Here is a 20,094-nt window from a genome sequence, read left to right on the forward strand (position 1 = left end):
GCGAAGCCAGGTGGGAAACGGGGCGCGGCACACCGCGCCCCACCCGGTCACTCCGGCTTGTACAGGCGTTGGATGCTGGAGAAGTCCAGCGTGCCATTGCCCTGCCCGGCGTGGATCGAGAACAGGTTGCGGGCCAGCGAGCCCATGGGGATGGAGGCCTGGTTCTTGACCGCGTTGTCGAACGCCAGGCCCAGGTCCTTGGTCATCAGATTGACCAGGAAGCCGCCCTCGTAGTTGCGGGACGCCGGCGCATTCTCCATCACACCCGGCCAGGGGTTGTAGACGTTCAGGGCCCAGTTGCCGCCGGAGCTCTGCTTCATGATTTCCGACAGTACCGCCGGGTCCAGGCCGTTCTTCACACCCAGGGCCAGGGCTTCGCTGGTGCCGGCCATCAGGATCGCCAGCAGCATGTTGTTGCAGATCTTGGCGACCTGACCGGAGCCGTGGGGGCCGGCGTGGAAGATGTTCTTGCCCATGGCGTCCAGAATCGGCTTGGCCTTGGCAAAGGTGGCCTCGTCACCGCCGCAGATGAAGGTCAGGGTACCGGCCTTGGCACCACCCACACCGCCGGATACCGGCGCGTCCAGGAACGGAATGTTCCGGGCCTGGGCTGCTTCGGCCACACCCCGGGCGGTTTCCGGCGCGATGGTGGAGGAATCAATCACCAGGGTGCCTTCGGGCAGCTTCGCCAGCAGGCCGTCGTCACCCAGGTACACCGCTTCCACATGCTGGCCGGCGGGCAACATGGTGATCACGCACTCGGCGCCCTCGGCCGCCTGGTGGGCGGTATCGGCAGTTTTCGCGCCCTCGGACACCAGGGTCTGGACCGCGTCCTTGGACAGGTCGAACACGGTCACGTCGTGCCCGGCTTTCACCAGGTTGCTGGCCATGGGGCCACCCATGTTGCCCAGGCCAATAAAGGTAATAGTTGCCATATCCCTTCTCCTTATTGTTCTCGTCGGTTTTATGGGCCACCGGTGTCGGTGGCCGTTTGGCTATGCGTTGAAAAAGTCGTCGATCCAGGCGCTGTCCATCTCCGCCAGCGAGGCGTAGCGCCAGCGCGGCTGCTGATCCTTGTCGATAAGCAGGGCCCGGATACCTTCGGCGAATTCGCCTTTGTCCAGGCACTTCTGGGACATCACCAGTTCGGTGTCGAGCACTTCCTTCAGGCTCTTGTGTTTGCAGCCGTGCAGGTGGCGCCACACCAGGGCCAGCGACGTCGGTGACGCCGACGCCAGGGATTTGGTCGCCTTGGCCACCCAGCTGTCACCACCGGACAGTTCGCTCAGTTGGCTCACGACCGCTTCCAGCGTGTCGGCGTCGGTAACCCGATTGATCTCATCGAAATGGGTGCGAATCGGCGATTCCGGCTGGGCATCGGCGCTTTGCTGCTCAAACTGGCGCAGCACACCGCCCACCACCGCGTGAGGGTTCTCGCCCTGCCAGCGCTGCTGCTTCAGCTCGCTGACCACCTCGGCCTTCAGATCGTGCTTGATGAAGCGGTCGGCGAGACCGGTGAAGACGGCGTCGGAGCCGTTCATCCGTGCGCCGGTCAGGCCCAGGAACAGGCCGGTGCGGCCCGGCGTGCGGTTCAGGAACCAGCCGGCAGCCACATCCGGGTACAGGCCGATGGTGATTTCCGGCATCGCCAGCTTGGATTTCTCCGTCACTACCCGGTGCGAGGCCCCTTCCATGATGCCCATGCCGCCGCCCATGACGATGCCATGGCCCCAGCACACGATTGGCTTGGCGAAGGTGTGGATCAGGTAGTCCAGCTCGTATTCCTCGGTGAAGAAGGCTTCCCCTTCGCCGGTACCGTTGGGCTCGGTCATGCTGCGATACAGGGCGACGATGTCACCGCCGGCGCAGAACGCCTTGTCGCCTTCGGCCTCCAGCCAGACCGCGCAAATGCGCGGGTCTTCGGCCCAGCGCTTGAGCTGGGGCGTGAGCAGGCGAATCATCTCCAGGGAGAGTGAATTCAGCGCCTTGGGCGTGTTCAGACGGGCCACGGCGATCAGGGCGTCGTCGCCGGTTTTCCACTCTTCAAAAACAATGGGTTGGTCACTCATAACAATTCCTTCAACCGTTGCACGGCACCGGTTTTGCAGCTGTGTTTAGCGGTTCTTCCACTCCGGGGCGCGCTTTTCCAGGAAGGCGTTCACGCCCTCTTTCTGGTCCTCGGTGGAGAACAGTTCCACGAACAGCTCCCGCTCCATGCGCCAGCCGTCGTCGTGGCTGCGGCCGTCCCGGGCGCTCATCACCAGGGACTTGCAGCGGGCGGTGGACGACGGGCTCTGCTTGCAGGCCATCTCCGCCAGCTCCAGGGCTTTCTCCAGGCTCTTGCCGGACGGCACCACTTCTTCCACCAGGCCGATTTCCAGGGCCTTGTCCGCCTTCACGCGCTCACCACACAGGATCATGCGCTTGGCCCAGCCCTCGCCCACCAACCAGGGCAGGTTCTGGGTGCCACCGGCACAGGGCAGCAGGCCAACGCCCGCTTCCGGCAGCGCCATCTGGGCGTGCTCTTCGGCTATGCGGATGTCACAGGCCATGGCGCATTCCAGGCCACCACCCATGGCGTAGCCGTTGACCGCGGCGATGGATACGCCCCGGAACTTGCTGAGCTCGGCAAAGGCTTCACCGAACAGTTGCGCCATCTGGTTGGCGCGGGCCTTGTCGCCGTCGGCGAAGGTTTTCAGGTCGGCACCGGCGGAGAAGAACTTCTCGCCCTGGCCGGTCACCACCAGCGCAAAGATGTTCCGGTCGGCGTTCAGCTCCCGGATGGTTTCCCGCAGCGCCGGCAGGGATTCCGCCGTCCAGGTGTTGGCCGGCGGGTTATTGATCGTCAGTACCGCAATGTGTCCGCGCTTCTCGAGCTGAATCAGATCGCTCATGGTTTGTCTCCCTTTCCTTGCGGTGTTCTTGATGAATTATTGAATGGCCTCGGCCACGCCATCGTCGAGCAGACGGCGGGCAACGATCAGGCGCATGATTTCGTTCGTGCCTTCGAGAATCTGGTGCACCCGCAGGTCACGCAGATAACGCTCGATCGGATATTCCCGGATGTAGCCGTAGCCACCGTGCAATTGCAGGGCCTCGTTCACCACCTCGAAACAGGCGTCGGTGGCGAACCGCTTGGCCATGGCGCAATGCAGGGTTGCTTCCGGATCGCCACTGTCGAGCTTGAACGCGCCGAGCCGGACCATCTGCCGGGCCGCCACCAGGTTGGTGGCCATGTCGGCCAGCTTGAACTGCAGGGCCTGGAACGCCGCCAGTGGCTTGCCGAACTGCTCGCGCTCGTGCATGTAGTTGCGGGCCCGGACCAGGGCTGCCTGGGCGCCGCCCAGGGAACAGGTGGCGATGTTCAGCCGGCCGCCGTCCAGGCCCTTCATGGCGATGGCAAACCCGTCGCCCTCCTCGCCCACGCGGTTGGTGGCGGGAATGCGCACGTTCTCCAGGCTGATCATGCGGGTCGGCTGGCTGCGCCAGCCCATCTTCTCTTCGTTCTTGCCGTAGCTGATGCCGTCGGCATCGGCCGGGATCACGAACGTGGAAATGCCCTTGGAGCCGCTGTCCGGGGCACCGGTGCGGGCCATCAGCACGAGGATGTCGGTGCTGCCAGCACCGGAGATGAATACCTTGCTGCCGCTGATCAGGTAGTCGTCGCCATCGCGCACGGCCTTGGTACGCAGGCTGGCGGCGTCGGAGCCGGCACCGGGTTCGGTCAGGCAGTATGACGCCAGCCACTCGCCGCTGGCGAGCTTGGGCACGATTTCCTGCTTCAGGTCGTCAGAGGCAAAGCTGGCGACCATCCAGGTGGCCATGTTGTGAATGGTGATGAAGGCGGCGGTGGACGGACAGGCCGCGGCCAGCTCCTCCACGATCACCGAGGTGTCGAGCCGGGACAGGCCCATGCCGCCCAGGGCTTCTGGTGTGTACATGCCCATGAAGCCCATTTCACCGGCTTCGCGCATGACATCCACGGGGAAAATATGCTCGTCGTCCCACTTGGCCGCGTGCGGTGCCATGGATTTTTCGGCAAACGCGCGCGCCGCTTCCCGGAACGCCAGCTGGTCTTCACTCAGGTTAAAGTCCATCGAATCACTCCAGATCAAAGAGGCTTGGTGGCGGAAGGGAAAAAAGGGGGCCGGAAACAGGTTCCGGCCCGATTTACCCCACCTTCAACACACTCAACGCAACTGGATCGAGAAGTTCGCTTCGGTGCTGGCCTCGCTGGAGAACCAGCGTGAAGTGACGGTCTTGGTTTCGGTGTAGAAGCGTACCGCCTGCTTGCCGTAGGCGTGCTGGTCACCGTAGAACGAGCCCTTCCAGCCGGTGAAGGAGAAGAACGGCAGGGGTACCGGGATGGGGATGTTCACACCCACCTGACCCACGTCGATCTCGTGCTGGAAGCGACGGGCACAGCCACCGGAGGAGGTAAAGATGGAGGTACCGTTGCCGTACGGGCTGTTGTTGATCAGCTCGATGGCCTCACCCAGGGTGTCGGTTTCCATGCAGGACAGCACCGGGCCGAAGATTTCCTCGTTGTAGATGTCCATCTCGGTAGTCACACCGGAGAACAGGGTCGGGCCGACCCAGTTGCCGTCCGGCAGACCATCCACGGTGCAGCCGCGGCCGTCCAGCAGCAGGTTGGCACCCTGGGCTTCGCCGGTGGCGATCAGGGACTCGACACGGTCCTTGGCCTTGGCGCTGATGATCGGGCCGTAGCTGGCGCCGGAATCGTTCCAGGCACCCGGGCGAACCTTGGCCATGGCTTCTTTCAGTTCCGGAATCCAGTTCTGGGCTTCGCCCACGAACACGGCCACGGAGATAGCCATGCAGCGCTGACCGGCGGCACCGACGGAGGCGCCCACCAGGGCATTGATCACCTGTTGCTTGTCGGCATCCGGCATGATGACCATGTGGTTCTTGGCGCCGGCGAAGCTCTGAACACGCTTCATGTTGCGGGTACCGGTCTCGTAGATGTAACGACCAACCGGTACGGAGCCGACGAAGGACACGGCGCGGATGGCCGGATCGGTCAGCAGTACGTCAACCTGCTCCTTGCCACCGTGGACCACCTGCAGCACGCCCTTGGGTGCGCCAGCTTGCTCGAACAGCTCGGCCAGACGCATCGGCGTCAGCGGGTCCTGCTCGGACGGCTTCAGGATGAAGGTGTTGCCGCAGGCGATGGCCATCGGGAACATCCACAGCGGAATCATGGCCGGGAAGTTGAACGGGGTAATACCGGCGCACACGCCCAGCGGCTGGATCCAGGAGTGGGTGTCCACTTCCCGGGCCACGTTTTCCACGGTTTCACCCATCATCAGGGAGGCCACGTTGGCGGCGTGCTCAACCACCTCGATACCACGCCAAACGTCACCCTTGGCGTCTTCGAAGGTCTTGCCGGTTTCTTCCGACAGGATTTCGGCGATCTCGTCGTGGTGCTCTTTCAGCAGGGCCTGGTAACGCATCATGACCCGGGCGCGCTCGGACACCGGCGTTTCTTTCCAGGACTTGAACACTTCCCCGGCGTTCTGGATGGCTTTTTCCATCTCCGACGGCGTGGTACACGGCGCCTTGGCGATCACTTCGTTGGTGGCCGGGTTGGTTACTTCAATCCATTCCTGAGTCTGGCTTTCAACAAACTCACCGGCGAGGTACAGAGGTACATTCTTCATAGCAATAATCCCTGTTTGTTTTTATGAGGGAAGCAAGCCGAAACCCGAGAGGCTTCGACCACGATTGAAAAAAGACTAGCACGGGGTTTGGCCCAGGGTGATTGACTAAATTTCGCTCTTGATGGACTATCTTTCGGAAACCAACAAAACATCGCCCCGAATCATGACCCAGACCTCGCAATGGCCGGTGCCCGAGGACAGCGTCCGCTATGTGGTGCCGGCGCCAATCATCCGCCTGCTGGCCAGCCATCCGCTGACCCGGGACCTGTATCCCCTCGCCTTCGGCCATTATCGCCGGGCCGCAGGCCATCACATGCACCGGGAACACCACAGCGACTATCTTTTGATCTACTGCACCGAGGGCAAGGCCTTTCTCAATGTGCTGGGTGAACCGCACACGGTGGAAGCCGGCGACCTGCTCCTGCTGCCCGCCGGCGCGCACCATCGCTACACCTCCGACCCGGACAATCCATGGACAATCCACTGGGTGCACTACACCGGCCCCGTGGCGGAGGAATTCCGGAACTACATGGGGTTCTCCGGCACCACCCGCGTCCGCCACCTGGGCCGCCAGCCCCGGCTGCTGGTGGACTTCAACGGCCTGCTCTCGGTGCGCCAGACCGGCTTCCGGGCGCGCGGGCTGATCCACGCCGCCAACCGGCTGCGCCAGCTGATGGCGGCCATTCCCCTGACCGCCGACGAGACCAGCCACGAACACAAGGCCGAACTGGACACCATCCACAACTTCATGCGCGAGCATCTGGATGAGCGCATTTCCCTGGATCAGCTCGCGGACCTGGCGGGCCTGTCGCCCGCCCACTTCGCGACCCGCTACCGGGAGCAGACCGGCACCTCGCCGATCCAGCATTTCCTGCACCTGAAGGTGGAACGCGCCTGCCAGATGCTGGACACCACGGACCTCAGCTTCGCGGACATCAGCCGGCGCATGGGCTACGACGACGCCTACTACTTTTCCCGCTTATTCAAGAAGGTCATGGGTCAGTCTCCCCGAGACTACCGGCACACGGCGCGGCACTGAGGGCCGCGGGAACTGCCCTTTCGGGCCAGAGTGACACCTGTCCACGAATGCGACTTTTGTTGGCCACTGCGAACCGCTACCCTTGGGCGACATAACGCATAACAAGAGCCACCAACAAGAGCACCCCATGGCGATGTATACCATTGAAATCAATGAGACATTTGACGTGCCCCGGGATCGGGTCTTCGCCCTGTTCGCCGACCATCACCGCTTCGGCAAGCTGATCGGTGCGCCGGTCAAACGCATCAAGGACAGCGACCAGGCCGACCCCAACGGCATTGGCTCGGTTCGCAAGATCGGCATCGGCCCGATCGGCCTGGAGGAGACGGTGCTCAATTTCGAGCCGGATTCACTGATCGAATACGCGATCACCAGCCTGAGCCCCATCCGCAATCACATGGGTCGCATCCGGTTCGAGGAGACTGCGGACGGCCTGACCCGCATCAATTACACCATCACGTTTGACGATATCGTGCCGTTCACCGGCAAGGTGGTCAGCACCGCGCTGGAACAGGGCCTTCGCCGGGGCATCAAGCGGGTGCCGCGCCTGGCCTGAAGTAGTTGAAGATGGGTGAGGAGTGACGTTCTAGAGATTGATCAAAAAGGAACGGCCCCGGACGGCTGTTCCTCCACTGCCCGGCTGTGACTCAGTAATTGCTCTCCACCTCGCCACGGTGGCCCTTGCGGTGGGTCTTCATTCCTTTTTCCGCTTCCATGTTCATTTCGTCCATATGCTTCTCGTCCGGGTGGCCAGCCGCGGTCGGGGGCATATTTTCGATGTCGTCGACGGAATTAATTCCGCCTCGCTCCATCATCTTCTGACGATTCTCATTGACCGCACCGTCGCCCCGCATGGTCTTGCCCATGCGCCGGTCTTCCTCGTCGTCCATCATCTTCTGTTGCTGGTCTTGCCGGTCTTCCCACTCGTCGGCGAGCGCCGAACCGAGCGGCAGCAGCAGAGCCAGAGTCATCGAACCAATAACAAGCTTTTTCATGGAGTTACCCTCCCTCTGACGGCCGCCTATCCCCGGCCTCGGGAACAACTCTCAACGGGCTGACACTGCGCAAAAATCATTCACCCCACGTCTCAAGGATACTCTCCGGGTCCTGCCAAAAAAGGGCTGAAAGGTTAAACCTCGGCATCCTTACAACAATTTCATCTGTGGCTTTGGGCGGGGGCTGCGGGACAACTGGTGCGGGGAAGGTACAGGCAGGGTTGAGCGATACAGCGGCGGACGGTTGGACGTCTGCCGCTGTGGCGACCAGTCGGTACGCTGAATCCTACTCTTCCTCTTCCAGTGTCATTGGATCTGTCTCATCAGGCATGCTTGAGTCGTCTTGCATCTGATCGTCCATGCCCTCTTCCTCGGGCTGGCCGGCTGAGGTGGGCGGCAACTCTTCGAGGTTGGTACCCTCATGCATACCGCTTTCCATCCCTTGTTCCTTATGCTCCTTCATTTCCATCCCTGCGCCATCTTTCTCCATTTCCATGCCTTCGTCATGGCCGTGGCTGGCGCCGTAGGCGGGTGCGAAAGACAGTGCGAGGACGAGAGAGGCCGAAGAAATCAGTAAGCGTTTCATCTTGAATCCCCCTTGGCCAACGGGCCTTCTGGGTTTCGTGGATAAAACAGGCTGAAAACAGGACCACCTGTTCATTTAGTTCAGCATTTCCCCTAAAAACGTCAAGTCGGTGACTCCGTCGGATTTGCCAAGCCATTAATCAAACCTGTCCCGCACCGCCAATGTTGAGTAAAATCCACCGTTTTCAGCAAAACAAGAGGCAGCGAAGATGGGCAGAGCCTACCAGAATCGCAAGGAATCCATGGCCAAGACGGCCGCGGCAAAAACCAAGGTGTACAGCAAATACGGTCGTGAGATTTACATGGCCGCAAAATCCGGCGGTACCGACCCGGACGGCAACCTGTCCCTGCGCGGCCTGATTGATCGTGCCAAGAAGGACCAGGTTCCGAGCCACGTCATCGAAAAGGCCATCGACAAAGCCAAGGGCGGCGCGGGCGAGGACTACTCCCCGGCCCGTTACGAAGGCTATGGTCCCGGCAACTGCATGGTCATCGTCGACTGTCTGACCGATAACCCGAACCGCACCTTCGGCGATGTCCGCCTGGCCTTCACCAAGACCAAGTGCAAGATCGGCACCCCGGGCGCCGTGGCACACATGTTCGATCACTGCGCCATCTTTGCCTTCAAGGGCGAGGACGAGGAGGCCGTGCTTGAGGCGCTGATGGAAGCGGATGTCGACGTGACCGACATTGAGAACGAAGACGGCCTGATCACCGTGTTCACCCCGAACACCGAGTACGCCAAGACCCGCCAGGCCCTGGCTGACGCCTTCCCGGACATCGATTTCGAAACCGACGAAATCCAGTTCCTGCCCAAGACCACCACCCCGGTGGAAGGCGATGACGTACCGATGTTCGAGAAGTTCCTGGACATGCTGAACGACCTGGACGACGTCCAGAACGTGTTCCACAACGCCGAAGTCGCCGAGCACTCCGAGTAACCCCAACGCCCGAGCAGGAGCCTGATATGAGCGAGCCACGCAGCCCACAGCCCAGGGTTGTCATCCTGAAGACCGGAACCACCTACCCGACCATTCGGGAGCAGGCCGGGGATTTTGAGGACTGGTTCGTTCGGGGGCTGTCGTCGGCGCTGTCGCTGACCGTGGTGAATGTCGAGCAAGGCGAGAACCCGGGCCAGCCCTCCGACTGGGACGGCATCGTGGTGACGGGCTCCCCGGCCATGGTGAGCGAACGCGCCGCCTGGAGTGAGGCCACCGCCGCCTGGCTGGCCCTGGCGGTGGACGAATCGGTACCGGTATTCGGGGTCTGCTACGGTCACCAGCTGCTGGCCCATGCCCTCGGTGGCCAGGTTGGCTACCACCCGGATGGCCGGGAAACCGGCACCCGGACCGTGACCTTACGGCCCGACGCCAAGGCCGACCCGCTGTTCCGGGAGTTGCCGGCCAGCTTCCCGGCCCAGCTGACCCACAAGCAGTCCGTTCTCCGGCTGCCTGAGGGTGCGGTGCTGTTGGGCCACAGTGATTTCGAGCCGCACCAGGCCTTCCGCTTTGGTGACTGTGCCTGGGGCGTGCAGTTTCACCCGGAATTCAGCGACGCGGTCATGACCGCTTACCTGCGGGTGCAGGCTCCGGAGCTGACCGATGAAAACCTGGACCCCGAGGCCCTGCTGGCCGCCGTGGAACCGGCACCGGCGGCCTCGAGCCTGCTCCAGCGATTCTCCGAGCTGGTATTGAATCGGCGGGGTTAGTCGAGGATGTACGCGGTTTTCTCCAGCGCGTTTTCGTCCTCATCCACAAACCGGAATTCGTTCCAGCCCACCCGCACCACATCGTTGCTGTTCAGCCGCTGCCGGCTTTCCACCCGGATGTCGTTCACAAAGGTGCCGTTGGTGCTGTCGCTGTCGGTGATGTAGAAGTCCACCGTTCCCTCGAGGTAAACGTTGGGGACCGCTTCTATCACCGCGTGATGACCGCTCACGGAAATCTCGTCAATCCGGATGTCGTTATCGGCGCGCCGGCCGATGCGGGTTTGCGCTGGCTGCAGCTCAAAGGTGTTGACCACCACGTTGTCGACCAGCTGTGAAAACGAAGCCATCTCAGGTTCCTCTGCTTAATTCAGGGTCAGTAAAACAACGGAGACATTGTCCGAGGCCAGGTTATCCAGGGCGGTCTCGATCATGGCCTCCACGGCACTCTCGTTGCTGTCCTCGGCCGTCAGTACCCCTTCCCAGTCCGACTGCGCCACGGCATTGGTCAGCCCGTCCGAGCACAGCAGCAGCCGATCACCCGGCTGTAGCGGCTGGCACTGGTAGCTGACCTCCAGCGCCTCCATGGCGCCGACGGCGCGGGTCAGGACGTTGCGGAACGGCACATTGGCCGCATCCGCCTCGGTGATGCTGCCATCATCGAGCATGTTCTGGACCACGGTGTCGTCCCGGGTCAGGCAGTGGGCCTTGCCGGCCCGAATCAGGTAACACCGGGAATCGCCGACGTGGGCGATGTGCGCCTGATCACCGTCAAGCCAGGCCACCACCAGGGTGGTGCCCATCTTGTCGAGCCGGGCATCGGTAGCCCGCCGCTCCTGGATCCGCTCATTGGCCAGCGCAAACGCCGCCATCAGGCTTTCCTCGACGCTCAGCGCCGGCGTCGGGGTCTGAACACCGGACAGCCGGGGCACCAGGGCTTCCAGCACCGCATCGGCGGCCATGCGGCTGGCGATCTCACCGCCCTGGTAACCACCCATGCCATCGGCCACCAGCAGCAGGCCGGCGCCGCCGTCGTCCCGCACCTCCCAGGCCACGACGTCCTGGTTGCGCTCGCGCACGGCACCGGTGTGACTGCGGCCAGCAATCTCCATACTCATCAGGACGCCTCCCTGGCTTCGCGCACCGCCAGCCGGCGAACCGCCTCGGCCATGGCGGCGGCGGAGGCAAACCGTTTGTCCGGCTCGCGCTGGATGGCCTTATTGATCAGTCGGACCACGCCATTGGGCAGTTCCGCGTTGAATTCCCGGACACTGCGGGGGCGCTTGTTGAGGATCTGGTAGGTCAGGTTGGCCAGGGTATCGCCCTGGTACGGGGTCTCGCCGCTGACCAGTTTGTACAGGGTGACCCCCAGGCTGTAGATGTCCGACGCGCCGGTAACCTTCTGGCCCTTGAGCTGTTCCGGGGACATGTACAGCGGGCTGCCCATGACGCTGCCGGTACGGGTCCGGGAGTCGTCGGAGATCTTGGCGATGCCGAAATCGGTGATCTTGATGTCGCCATCGTCGGGGTTGTAGATGATGTTGCCGGGCTTGATGTCCCGGTGCACGATCTTCTGACTGTGCGCGTAGGCCAAGGCATCCGCCACCCGGGCAATGATGTCCAGGACCGTGGCCAGGGGCAGCAACCGGCCGGGTTTGCCAAAGTCGCTGAGCGCCCTGCCCTGGGCGTAATCCATGGCGATGTAGGCCAGGTCGGCCTCCTCGCCCACGTCGTACACGGTGACAATGGCGGGGTGATTCAGCCGTCCGGCCGCCTCGGCCTCACGGAAAAAGCGGGCTTTCAGCTCGGTCAGCTGGCCGTCGTCAAACGCATGGTAATTCAGGGTCTTGATCGCCACGGTGCGGGCAATTTTCGGGTCCTTGCCCAGGTAGACCACGCCCATGGCGCCGCGGCCGATTTCACGGTCGATCTCGTAACGCCCGAGCGTTGGCCGGCTGACCGACTGTTCCGGCATCACCAGGGTGCGGGTGCTGTCGAAGCCGCCCGACTGTACCACCGTCCCCTCGCTCGACAGTTTTTCCAGGGCCGCCAGGCGCTCGCCGGCGTCCCGGAAGTTCTTGCGCTGCGCCAGGATGTCCCGGTAGGTGCGCACCGCCTTGTCGTACTGGCGCTTACGTTCCTGCTGGATGGCGATGTCGTAGCGCAACTCCAGCGCGCCGTCGCACTTGGGGCAAGCGTGCAGGACCTCCAGGGCCTCGTCGGTATGGCCCTGCTGCAGGGTCAGTCGGGCCAGCCGCAGGCGCGCCTCGCGGGCATTGGCGGTGAGCTCGCGGATCTGCCGCTGGGGTTGCAGCCAGTACAGCATCAGCACGAAGCCGGCGCCCAGCAGGGTAAGCACTTCCCCCAGCGGCAGCCATTCGTTGCGATAAAAGCTCATGGCGGCCTGCGCCACCACCAGCGACCCAGCCAGCAACAGGGTCACCGGCAGTGCCACCGTCGCTCCCATCCTCGGGATTGCCAGCACCAGGTAGAGCGCAGCGACCAACAGGCTGATCCGCATCGCCAACCCGGACCAGGCCGGCTCCGCCAGTTCCCGCGCCGCCAGTGTCGCTGACACCGCCTCCACGGGGATGGGCACCGAGACGGACTCGGCATCCGGCACGCCCAACAGGCCCAGCAGGACCCGGTCGGCCCAGCTGAACGCCGCCAGTTGATCTCCCGCCAGAGCCAGCACCACCGCCAGAACGAACACCAGCAGTCTCAGGCTGAACAGGTGCGAGCAAAGGTAAATTATGGAATTCACACGTATCTTTTTCTTTTGGGAATGTATGCGCTCAAGTTTAGAAACAGTCGGGGACGGGCGATACGGGCACGGGGGTGTTTTTTGTAAGGGTTTGTTTACCTGAGAGATGCCTCACGACCGGTTTGATCCGAATCCTGACGGCTTCGTAAATTGAAGGTCAGCCCATAGTTGGTCTATGGTCTTAGAACATAACGAAAAAAGGAGTTAGATATGTCCGGTATTAGAAAACATCTCAAAAATGTTTCATTTGTTATGGCCCTGCTGCTGGCCCTCGGGTCGGTCTGGTCTTCCACGGCGACGGCCGCCATGGTGGGAACCGGCGAGATGGTCTATGACCAGACTGTCCAACTGGACCGTCAGCAACTGATGGACATGCTGGACACCCAGGCGGTGCAGGACAAACTGGCCGACATGGGTGTGAGTGAGGATCAGGTACGCGACCGGATCCAGAATCTGACTCCCCAGGAACTGGCGGACTTCGAGCAAACCCTGGCAGAAGCACCGGCCGGCCAGGACGTGGTTGGCATCATCGTGCTGTTCCTGCTGGTGTTCATCATCACCGACATGCTGTGCGCCACCAATATCTTCCCATTCATTAACTGCATCCGGTAAGTGACTTCCGCTCACTTCTCCGTGCCGGCCGGCCGCCTGATCGCGCTATTCCTGATCCTGCAGCTGGCCGGCTGCGCCACCGCCCCGCAATGGCCCAGTGGCGCTGACACGTCCCCAGCCCTGCAGTCCCGCACCTTGCTCACGGAGGTGCCCTTCTACCCCCAGGAGCGGTATCAGTGCGGCCCGGCGTCTCTGGCGATGATGCTGAATGCCCAGGGCCTGAACACCGACCCCGACGTGCTGCGGGACCTGGTCTACATCCCGGGCCGCGAAGGCTCGCTGCAGGTGGAAATGGTGGCCGCCGGGCGTGCCCACAACATGCTGGTGTACACCCTCGATGGGAGCCTGGAGAGTCTGCTGACCGAGGTGGCCGCCGGCAACCCGGTGCTGGTGATGCAGAACCTGCTGTTCGACTGGTGGCCACAGTGGCATTTTGCCGTGGTGATTGGCTTTGACGCGGAGCGGGAAACCATCATCCTGCACACCGACACCCGGGAGCGGCACGAGACCAGCGTGGAGGTGTTTGCCAATACCTGGGCCCGATCGGACCACTGGGCGGCGGTGATGCTGCCACCGGACGAGATTCCGGCCACCGCCACGGCATTGGGCTACCTGGCTTCCGCCAGCGACCTGGAAGTGACTGGCCGCACCCACGCGGCGCTGACCGCCTACCAGACCGCCGAGCAACGCTGGCCGGAACAGCCCGCCGCGATTCTCGGCCAGGGCAACATTGCCTATACCCGCAAGCAACTGCCGGAGGCGGCTGACCAGTTTGCCCGCATGGTGACCCGCTTCCCCCGGGAGGCCGTGGGCTGGAACAACCTGGCCCACACCCTGGGCCAGTTGGGCTGTGAAACCGAAGCCACCAGGGCCCAGCACTGCGCCGCAACCCTGGCGCCGGAACGTTTCGATCAGGAGGTGACACTTAACCCCGCCGCCGATGGTCCGGCCCAATGCGCCGTTCCGGCCTGCCCGGTGCCTACGCCGGCCTCGCCGTGACCGGCTTCTGGAACAACGCGACGTCCTTGCGTGGCACCGACAGGCTCCAGCCCAGCTGCCCGGCGATGACCGCCAGGGTGTGTTCACGGTAGAACACCACGTGGGTTGGGTCCCGCCGGTAATGCCAGTTGGCGAACCGGCTGTCGTCGGTCTGGAAGCAGGTCATGACGCCGAGCCAGCCTCCGGGTTTGAGCAGACCGTCGAGCTGCCGGAACACCCGGGCGGGCTGGTGCAGGTGCTCCACCACTTCGGTACAGGCAACAAAGTCGTACTGGCGCGCCAGGGCATCGGTCGACGGATGGAAGAAGGGGTCGTACAGGCTCACCGCCATTCCGGCCTCGGTCAGCATCTCGGCCAGCACCGGCCCCGGTCCGCAGCCAAAGTCCAGCCCCTGCTGGCCCGGCGTCAGACGCGCCAGCAGGGGCTCGGCCAGTTTCGAGAGAAACCGACGGTAGCCCGGATCGGCCTCATTCTCATGGAAATCGTAAATCGCCCGCTCCTGGTCCGCGGATAACCGGCAGGCCTCTGCCATGACCGTGGCCTGGCATTCGGGGCACCGCAGGTAGTGCTGACTCTGAACCGTCTGGAAGGACACCAGCGCACCCCGTTCACACACCGGGCAGTCAGCCATGGTCAGTCCTGTCCCGCCGCCTGACGCAGCTGTCGGTCGAGGTCCGCTTCCGGCAACTCAGCGGCGGAAATCACTTCGACCCGGGACAGTGCACGGGGGTCGGCGTCGTTCACCGACAACGCGCCATCCACCATGTTGAAGGTCCGCCAGCCATCACGGCAGTGCACCACCGCCTTGAAGCGGACGAAGCGGTCGTCCAAGGCGAGCGACATCAGGGCGTTTTCATCAAACTGCAGCGCCGGATCCAGACGCCAGCCCAGACTGACAAAGCCCTGCCCGGCGTTGCGCAGGCGCTGCCAGGGCTGTTCGTTGATATCCGGCGCGGGCGCCTCGGCTTTGTCCGCGTGGTGGTGATGGGCGTGGGGATCGGTCACCGGCGGCAGCTCGGTCTGCCCTTCCAGCCATTCCGGTCGCAACCGGCCCTGGCTGGTCCGGAACACCGGGCGCTCCGGCCGGTCCTGGGCCTCGACCCAGCGTTCAAACCCGGCCATCTGATCGGCGCTGGCCAGGTCGGTCTTGTTGGCAACCAGGATGTCCGCTGCCGCCACCTGGTCCCGGAACTGGACGTTATCCAGCACACGCGGGTCTTCCAGTTTGCGCGGGTCCACCAGGGTGATGACCGGTTTCAGATCGAGCACATCGGCGTAGTGCTCGTCCGTCAAGGTGGTCAGGATCTGCGACGGATGGCCGAGGCCGGTGGGCTCGATCAGCAGACGATCCGGTTTCGCCCTCATGATCAGCTGGTTCAGGCCAATCTGCATGGGCAGGCCGGCGACGCAGCACATACAGCCGCCGGGTATTTCCTTGATCGCGACGCCTTCGGACTCGAGCATGGCGCCGTCGATGCCGACCTCGCCGAATTCGTTCACCAGGACGGCCCAGACTTCGCCCTCGGGCCGGGCTTTCAGCAGGTTCAGGATGGCGGTGGTCTTGCCGACCCCGAGAAAGCCAAAGATCAGATTGGTGGGAATGGGGGATTTCATGGAATCGGGCATGGCCTCATCGGTTGGTCGTTGATACTAATCGGTCCAGTCGCAGTCGTTCCCGCTCGTCGAACAGGCGACGACTGCCCCAGGCCACGGCAAGCAGGGTACCAAAGCCGGTGCCCACGGTGATCGTGAGCATTACCAGAATCTGGTATTTCACCGCCACCGACGGCGGGCTGCCGGCCAGGATCTGGCCGGTCATCATCCCCGGCAGACTGACGATACCGGCGGCGGCCATGGCGTTGATGGACGGCATCATGCCACTGCGCATGGCGTGTTTGCGAATGTCTTCCAGGGCGACCCGCCAGGGCTCCCCCAGCATCAACCGGTTCTCGATCACCGCCCGCTGACTCCAGACCGCTTCGTTCAGCCGATCCAGACTCAGGGCCACCCCGGTCATGGTGTTGCCCAGCATCATGCCCAGCAACGGGATGGCGTACTGGGGCGCATACCAGGGCTCCGGCCCGATCACCACGGTGAGGGTCAGCACGGTCACGGTGAAGGAGGAAACGAACATGGCGCCGGTGCCCAGCCCGAACGACCAGAAGCCACGGAGTCGGCGCTGTTGCCGGGCCATGACTTCCCGGCCTGCCACCGCCAGCATGACCGTCGCCAGCAGGGCAATCCAGATGAACTCGGACGAGGCGAACAGGGCTTCCAGCACCAGACCGATCAGCGCCAGCTGAATCACGGTCCGGCTGGCGGCAATCAGCAGGCTGCGGGCAATCCCCAGCCGGCTCGCCAGGCTCACCCCGGCGAGCAGGAGAATGAGCAGGGCCGTGAGCGCCAGCTTCCACCAGGCCAGATCAATGACTTCCATCGATGCGCTCCAATGCACTGCCGCGAATGCCGAGATGGCGATCGGAGACCCGCTCGATCTGGCCCTGGTCGTGGGCGACCCAGAGGGCGATCAGGTGCCGCCGGCGGATCTGGTCGACCAGCCAGGCCTCGACCTGACGGGTCATCTGGTCATCCAGGTTGGCGGTGGGTTCGTCCAGCAGCAGTACCCGCGGGTTCCGAGCCAGGGCTCGCCACAGGGCCAGGCGCTGTTTTTCACCGGACGACAGCCGGCTCACCGACCAGGTCATGACGTCCGGGGAAAACCGCAGCGCATCCGGAGGTTCCTCGCTTGGCGAGTGAAAATGCTCACCCACGGTCTCACACCACCACTGGCTTTCCGCCGGCACCATCATCACTTGCTGCCGCCAGGCATGGCCTGAGACCCGGCCCTGGGCGGTCTGATCGAGTTCAACGTCACCCTGGTGGGGGTCCAGGTCGGCAATGGCGCGAAGCAACCGGCTTTTGCCCGAGCCCGATGGCCCCGACAGGCAGACGCACTCGCCGCCACGCAGGCTCAGGGAGATGTCCTTGAGAGCGCCGACCGCAACCTTATTCAGCCTGAGCATGGTCAATGTGACACCGGAATGATCTTGGAATTCAGTTGGAAAGACTGGTTATCGGACAGCCTGGGAGCGCCTCCGATCATGGCAGAGCTCGGCCCAAAGCGCCAGCGCAGAGGCTGTCAGCCCGCACTGCCCCTGTTATCATGGCGCCTGCCAGTCACCGATCGGATCCGTCATGACCACAAGCTCCTCCACCCGCCTGAACAAGTACATCAGCGAAAGCGGACTCTGCTCCCGCCGGGAGGCCGATCGCTACATTGAACAGGGCCAGGTGTTCATCAATGGCAAGCGGGCCACCGTGGGGGATCAGGTCGCGCCCGGCGATACCGTCAAGGTCAGCGGCCAGGTGATCGAGCCGCGTTCCGAAGAGGATCTGGTGTTCATTGCGGTGAACAAGCCAGTTGGCATTGTCAGCACCACCGACGACGCCGAAAAGCACAACATCCAGCGCTTCGTCGGGCACAGCGAGCGGATTTTCCCCATCGGCCGGCTCGACAAGGACTCCGAAGGCCTGATTTTCATGACCAGCAACGGCGACCTGGTGAACAAGATCCTGCGCGCCGGCAACAATCATGAAAAGGAATACCTGGTGACGGTGGACAGGCCCATCACCAGGGAATTCATCCAGGGCATGGCCGGCGGCGTGCCGATCCTGGGCACCATGACCAAGAAGTGCCGGGTCCAGCAGGAATCCCGCAATGTCTTCCGCATTGTCCTGGTGCAGGGCCTGAACCGGCAGATCCGCCGCATGTGCGAGCACTTCGGCTACGAGGTCACCAAGCTGAAACGGGTGCGCATTATGAACATCCAGCTTGGTGGCCTGCCCGCGGGCCAGTGGCGCGATCTCACCAGCAAGGAGCTGGCCGTGCTGTTCGAGTCCATCAAGGATTCGTCGTCGGAAGCGCCCGCGGGCGCTCGCAAACAGGTGCGCAGCCCGGGCAAGAAGCCGTCACCCGGCGGCAAACGTCCGGGCAACAAGCCTGCGCGCAAGACCGGGCCGGGCCAGCGGACGGGGGGCAAACCCGGAGGCAAACCGACCGGTCGGCCAGGCGCCAAGCCGGCGTCCCGACCCAAACCGAAAAAGCAGCGCCAGCGCAGCAGCAAACGCTGAACCGCCCTACTCCCCGCGCCAGTTGACGCTGTAGAGGTCGTGCCGGCGGTCCTGCAGGTTCTTTACGGTGCCGCTGTTGCGCGCGGTGATCAGCACTTCCGGACGCAGATCGGCGAAGGCCACGGTTTCCACGTTCGGCTCGGTGTCGGCGGCGATGCCGTCACGGGCGAACGGAAAATCGCAGGGCGTGAGGATGCAGCTCTGGCCGTACTGGATTTCCATGTTCGGCACATTGGGCAGGTTGCCGACGTTACCGGACATCACCACGTACACCTGGTTCTCCACCGCCCTCGCCTGGCAGCAGTAGCGCACCCGCAGGTAGCTCTGGCGCTCGTCGGTGCAGAAGGGGACAAACACGATCTGCACGCCCTGGTCCACCAGGTGCCGGGTCAGTTCCGGGAATTCCGCGTCGTAGCAGATCAGCACGCCAATGGGGCCGCAATCGGTGTCGATGGCGCCGACCCGGTTGCCGCCTTTCACGTTCCACCAGTAGGCCTCGTTCGGGGTCGGGTGGATCTTGGGCTGGGTAAAGACCTGGCCGTCCCGCAGGCACACGAACGCGGTGTTGTGCACGGTGCCGTCCTCTTCCCTGACCGGGGTGGAGCCGGCAACGATGTTGATGTTGTAGCGCAACGCCAGGTCCCGCATCAGCTCCCGGAATCGGCCGGCGTAATGGGTAACCGCGGCGAAGGCCTCGGCCGCACTGCCATCCCGGCGTTCGATGGACAGTAGCTGGAGCGTGAACAGCTCGGGAAAGACCACAAAATCGCCCTTGTAGGACGACACCACATCCACGAAATAGCGCACGATCTCGCTGAACTCCTCGAACGACGCCACCGGCCGCTGTTGGTACTGCACGGTGCCGACCCGCACCGTGTCGGGCATGCGTTTGCCATAGCGCTTGGTTTTCTCCCCGGGGCCGGCCTGGGGCACCTTGGGGTTACGCCAGATCAGGTGAATGCCGTAACCGAGGGAGGCGCGGTCGGCGTCCAGGTAATGGGGAATGATGCCGTGCACCTCGAAACCATTGTGCAGCTGGAAAGACAGCACCGGATCCGACTGTTCCTTGGACTGGACCGCCGCCACGTAGGCCTCGACCGAGTCGTATTTCTTCAGGCGTCGGGCCAGGGTTGGCAGGCGGCCGGCAAACACCACGCCCTGCAGCCCCAGGTCCTGGCACAGCTGTTTGCGCTGGTTGTAGAGCCGCTCGCCAATCCGGTAGCCGCGGCATTCCGGGTCCACGCAGACCTCCATGCCGTACAGCCAGTCGCCCTCCGGGTCGTGTCGGGAGGCATAGCCGTTGCCGGTGATCGAGGTCCAGTCGTGGGGGGCCAGGGCAATCTCGCCGGCCATCCTGAAGGTGGCGCAGTAGCCCACCACCGTGTCGCCCAGCATGGCCACGAACTGGCCATCGGGAAAGGTGTTGATCTGGCCGGTAAGCGGCCCCTTGGTGTACCCGTACATTCCGGTGCCGGCGTAAACGCGGCGGCTCAGGGCAATGATTCCGGGAATATCAGAAAGGCTGGCAGGACGAACGAAGAGACGCTGTTCAGGATCTGAAAACGGAGGACACATACACACCT

At 63.3% G+C, this 20,094-nt stretch carries 22 protein-coding genes; 7 read left to right on the top strand and 15 right to left on the bottom strand.

Going from position 1 to position 20,094, the window contains the following annotated elements:
- Positions 1-47: 47 nt before the first annotated feature.
- The 5 genes from mmsB to U5822_RS01470 all read right to left on the bottom strand — a co-directional run bounded on the left by mmsB (position 48) and on the right by U5822_RS01470 (position 5,681).
- Positions 48-935, bottom strand: a complete 888-nt coding sequence (mmsB, locus tag U5822_RS01450) for a 3-hydroxyisobutyrate dehydrogenase (protein ID WP_322853839.1) — start codon at positions 933-935, stop codon at positions 48-50.
- Positions 936-995: 60 nt separating this feature from the next.
- Entirely contained in the window at positions 996-2,069 is a 1,074-nt protein-coding gene (locus U5822_RS01455) for an enoyl-CoA hydratase/isomerase family protein (RefSeq protein ID WP_322853840.1), read from the bottom strand.
- Positions 2,070-2,114: 45 nt separating this feature from the next.
- A complete protein-coding gene (locus tag U5822_RS01460) occupies positions 2,115-2,894 on the bottom strand; it encodes an enoyl-CoA hydratase (protein ID WP_322853841.1) in 780 nt (259 codons plus the stop codon).
- A 36-nt stretch (positions 2,895-2,930) separates the two neighbouring features.
- The gene (locus U5822_RS01465; protein ID WP_322853842.1) at positions 2,931-4,097 is read right to left on the bottom strand and encodes an acyl-CoA dehydrogenase family protein; all 1,167 of its coding nucleotides are present in this window, start codon (positions 4,095-4,097) and stop codon (positions 2,931-2,933) included.
- Positions 4,098-4,190: 93 nt separating this feature from the next.
- Entirely contained in the window at positions 4,191-5,681 is a 1,491-nt protein-coding gene (locus U5822_RS01470; RefSeq protein WP_322853843.1) for a CoA-acylating methylmalonate-semialdehyde dehydrogenase, read from the bottom strand.
- A gap of 163 nt (positions 5,682-5,844) precedes the next feature.
- On the opposite strand from U5822_RS01470, the gene U5822_RS01475 reads away from it, so the two are divergent.
- Both U5822_RS01475 and U5822_RS01480 read left to right on the top strand, forming a co-directional pair.
- Positions 5,845-6,720: an AraC family transcriptional regulator gene (locus U5822_RS01475; RefSeq protein WP_322853844.1), complete on the top strand. Its 876-nt coding sequence runs from the start codon at positions 5,845-5,847 to the stop codon at positions 6,718-6,720.
- Between the two features lie 127 nt (positions 6,721-6,847).
- Positions 6,848-7,276: an SRPBCC family protein gene (locus U5822_RS01480; protein ID WP_322853845.1), complete on the top strand. Its 429-nt coding sequence runs from the start codon at positions 6,848-6,850 to the stop codon at positions 7,274-7,276.
- Between the two features lie 91 nt (positions 7,277-7,367).
- On the opposite strand, the gene U5822_RS01485 is transcribed toward U5822_RS01480, so the two are convergent.
- Complete coding sequence (locus U5822_RS01485) at positions 7,368-7,715, bottom strand: hypothetical protein (RefSeq protein ID WP_322853846.1); 348 nt, start codon at positions 7,713-7,715, stop codon at positions 7,368-7,370.
- Between the two features lie 286 nt (positions 7,716-8,001).
- Positions 8,002-8,301, bottom strand: coding sequence for a hypothetical protein (locus tag U5822_RS01490; protein ID WP_322853847.1), 300 nt, complete (start codon positions 8,299-8,301; stop codon positions 8,002-8,004).
- Between the two features lie 208 nt (positions 8,302-8,509).
- Between U5822_RS01490 and U5822_RS01495 the strand changes: the two genes are divergently transcribed.
- Positions 8,510-9,241, top strand: a complete 732-nt coding sequence (locus tag U5822_RS01495) for a YebC/PmpR family DNA-binding transcriptional regulator (RefSeq protein WP_322853848.1) — start codon at positions 8,510-8,512, stop codon at positions 9,239-9,241.
- A gap of 26 nt (positions 9,242-9,267) precedes the next feature.
- Positions 9,268-10,008 carry a glutamine amidotransferase gene (locus tag U5822_RS01500; RefSeq protein ID WP_322853849.1) on the top strand — a complete coding sequence of 247 codons (741 nt, stop codon included), beginning with the start codon at positions 9,268-9,270 and terminating at the stop codon, positions 10,006-10,008.
- Here U5822_RS01500 and U5822_RS01505 read toward each other — a convergent pair.
- The 3 genes from U5822_RS01505 to U5822_RS01515 are packed head-to-tail and all read right to left on the bottom strand — an operon-like array spanning position 10,005 to position 12,769.
- Positions 10,005-10,355: an FHA domain-containing protein gene (locus U5822_RS01505; RefSeq protein WP_322853850.1), complete on the bottom strand. Its 351-nt coding sequence runs from the start codon at positions 10,353-10,355 to the stop codon at positions 10,005-10,007. The genes U5822_RS01500 and U5822_RS01505 overlap by 4 nt on opposite strands.
- Before the next feature lie 15 nt (positions 10,356-10,370).
- Positions 10,371-11,123, bottom strand: a complete 753-nt coding sequence (locus U5822_RS01510) for a PP2C family protein-serine/threonine phosphatase (RefSeq protein WP_322853851.1) — start codon at positions 11,121-11,123, stop codon at positions 10,371-10,373.
- Complete coding sequence (locus tag U5822_RS01515) at positions 11,123-12,769, bottom strand: serine/threonine-protein kinase (protein WP_322853852.1); 1,647 nt, start codon at positions 12,767-12,769, stop codon at positions 11,123-11,125. The genes U5822_RS01510 and U5822_RS01515 overlap by 1 nt, the downstream gene beginning before the upstream one ends.
- A gap of 210 nt (positions 12,770-12,979) precedes the next feature.
- Here U5822_RS01515 and U5822_RS01520 point away from each other — a divergent pair, with 210 nt between their 5' ends.
- Both U5822_RS01520 and U5822_RS01525 read left to right on the top strand, forming a co-directional pair.
- Complete coding sequence (locus U5822_RS01520) at positions 12,980-13,381, top strand: PA2779 family protein (RefSeq protein WP_322853853.1); 402 nt, start codon at positions 12,980-12,982, stop codon at positions 13,379-13,381.
- A complete protein-coding gene (locus tag U5822_RS01525) occupies positions 13,382-14,380 on the top strand; it encodes a PA2778 family cysteine peptidase (protein ID WP_322853854.1) in 999 nt (332 codons plus the stop codon). It begins immediately after the preceding gene.
- On the opposite strand, the gene U5822_RS01530 is transcribed toward U5822_RS01525, so the two are convergent.
- From U5822_RS01530 to U5822_RS01545, 4 genes are read right to left on the bottom strand one after another with little or no spacing between them, the layout of a single operon-like run.
- On the bottom strand, positions 14,361-15,011 hold the full coding sequence (locus U5822_RS01530; RefSeq protein ID WP_322853855.1) for a class I SAM-dependent methyltransferase: 651 nt from the start codon (positions 15,009-15,011) through the stop codon (positions 14,361-14,363). The genes U5822_RS01525 and U5822_RS01530 overlap by 20 nt on opposite strands.
- A 2-nt stretch (positions 15,012-15,013) precedes the next feature.
- On the bottom strand, positions 15,014-16,006 hold the full coding sequence (locus U5822_RS01535) for a CobW family GTP-binding protein (protein WP_322853856.1): 993 nt from the start codon (positions 16,004-16,006) through the stop codon (positions 15,014-15,016).
- Between the two features lie 4 nt (positions 16,007-16,010).
- Positions 16,011-16,817: an ABC transporter permease gene (locus U5822_RS01540; RefSeq protein WP_322853857.1), complete on the bottom strand. Its 807-nt coding sequence runs from the start codon at positions 16,815-16,817 to the stop codon at positions 16,011-16,013.
- A complete protein-coding gene (locus tag U5822_RS01545) occupies positions 16,804-17,403 on the bottom strand; it encodes an ABC transporter ATP-binding protein (protein ID WP_322853858.1) in 600 nt (199 codons plus the stop codon). Before U5822_RS01545 ends, U5822_RS01540 begins: the two co-directional genes overlap by 14 nt.
- A gap of 172 nt (positions 17,404-17,575) precedes the next feature.
- On the opposite strand from U5822_RS01545, the gene rluF reads away from it, so the two are divergent.
- A complete protein-coding gene (gene rluF, locus U5822_RS01550) occupies positions 17,576-18,511 on the top strand; it encodes a 23S rRNA pseudouridine(2604) synthase RluF (protein ID WP_322853859.1) in 936 nt (311 codons plus the stop codon).
- A 6-nt stretch (positions 18,512-18,517) separates the two neighbouring features.
- Here the strand turns inward: rluF and U5822_RS01555 are convergent, their stop codons facing one another.
- Positions 18,518-19,975 (bottom strand): bifunctional GNAT family N-acetyltransferase/carbon-nitrogen hydrolase family protein, encoded by a 1,458-nt coding sequence (locus U5822_RS01555; RefSeq protein ID WP_322853860.1) that lies wholly within the window; start codon positions 19,973-19,975, stop codon positions 18,518-18,520.
- Positions 19,976-20,094: the final 119 nt, after the last annotated feature.

Source organism: Marinobacter qingdaonensis (assembly GCF_034555935.1).
Classification (GTDB): domain Bacteria; phylum Pseudomonadota; class Gammaproteobacteria; order Pseudomonadales; family Oleiphilaceae; genus Marinobacter; species Marinobacter qingdaonensis.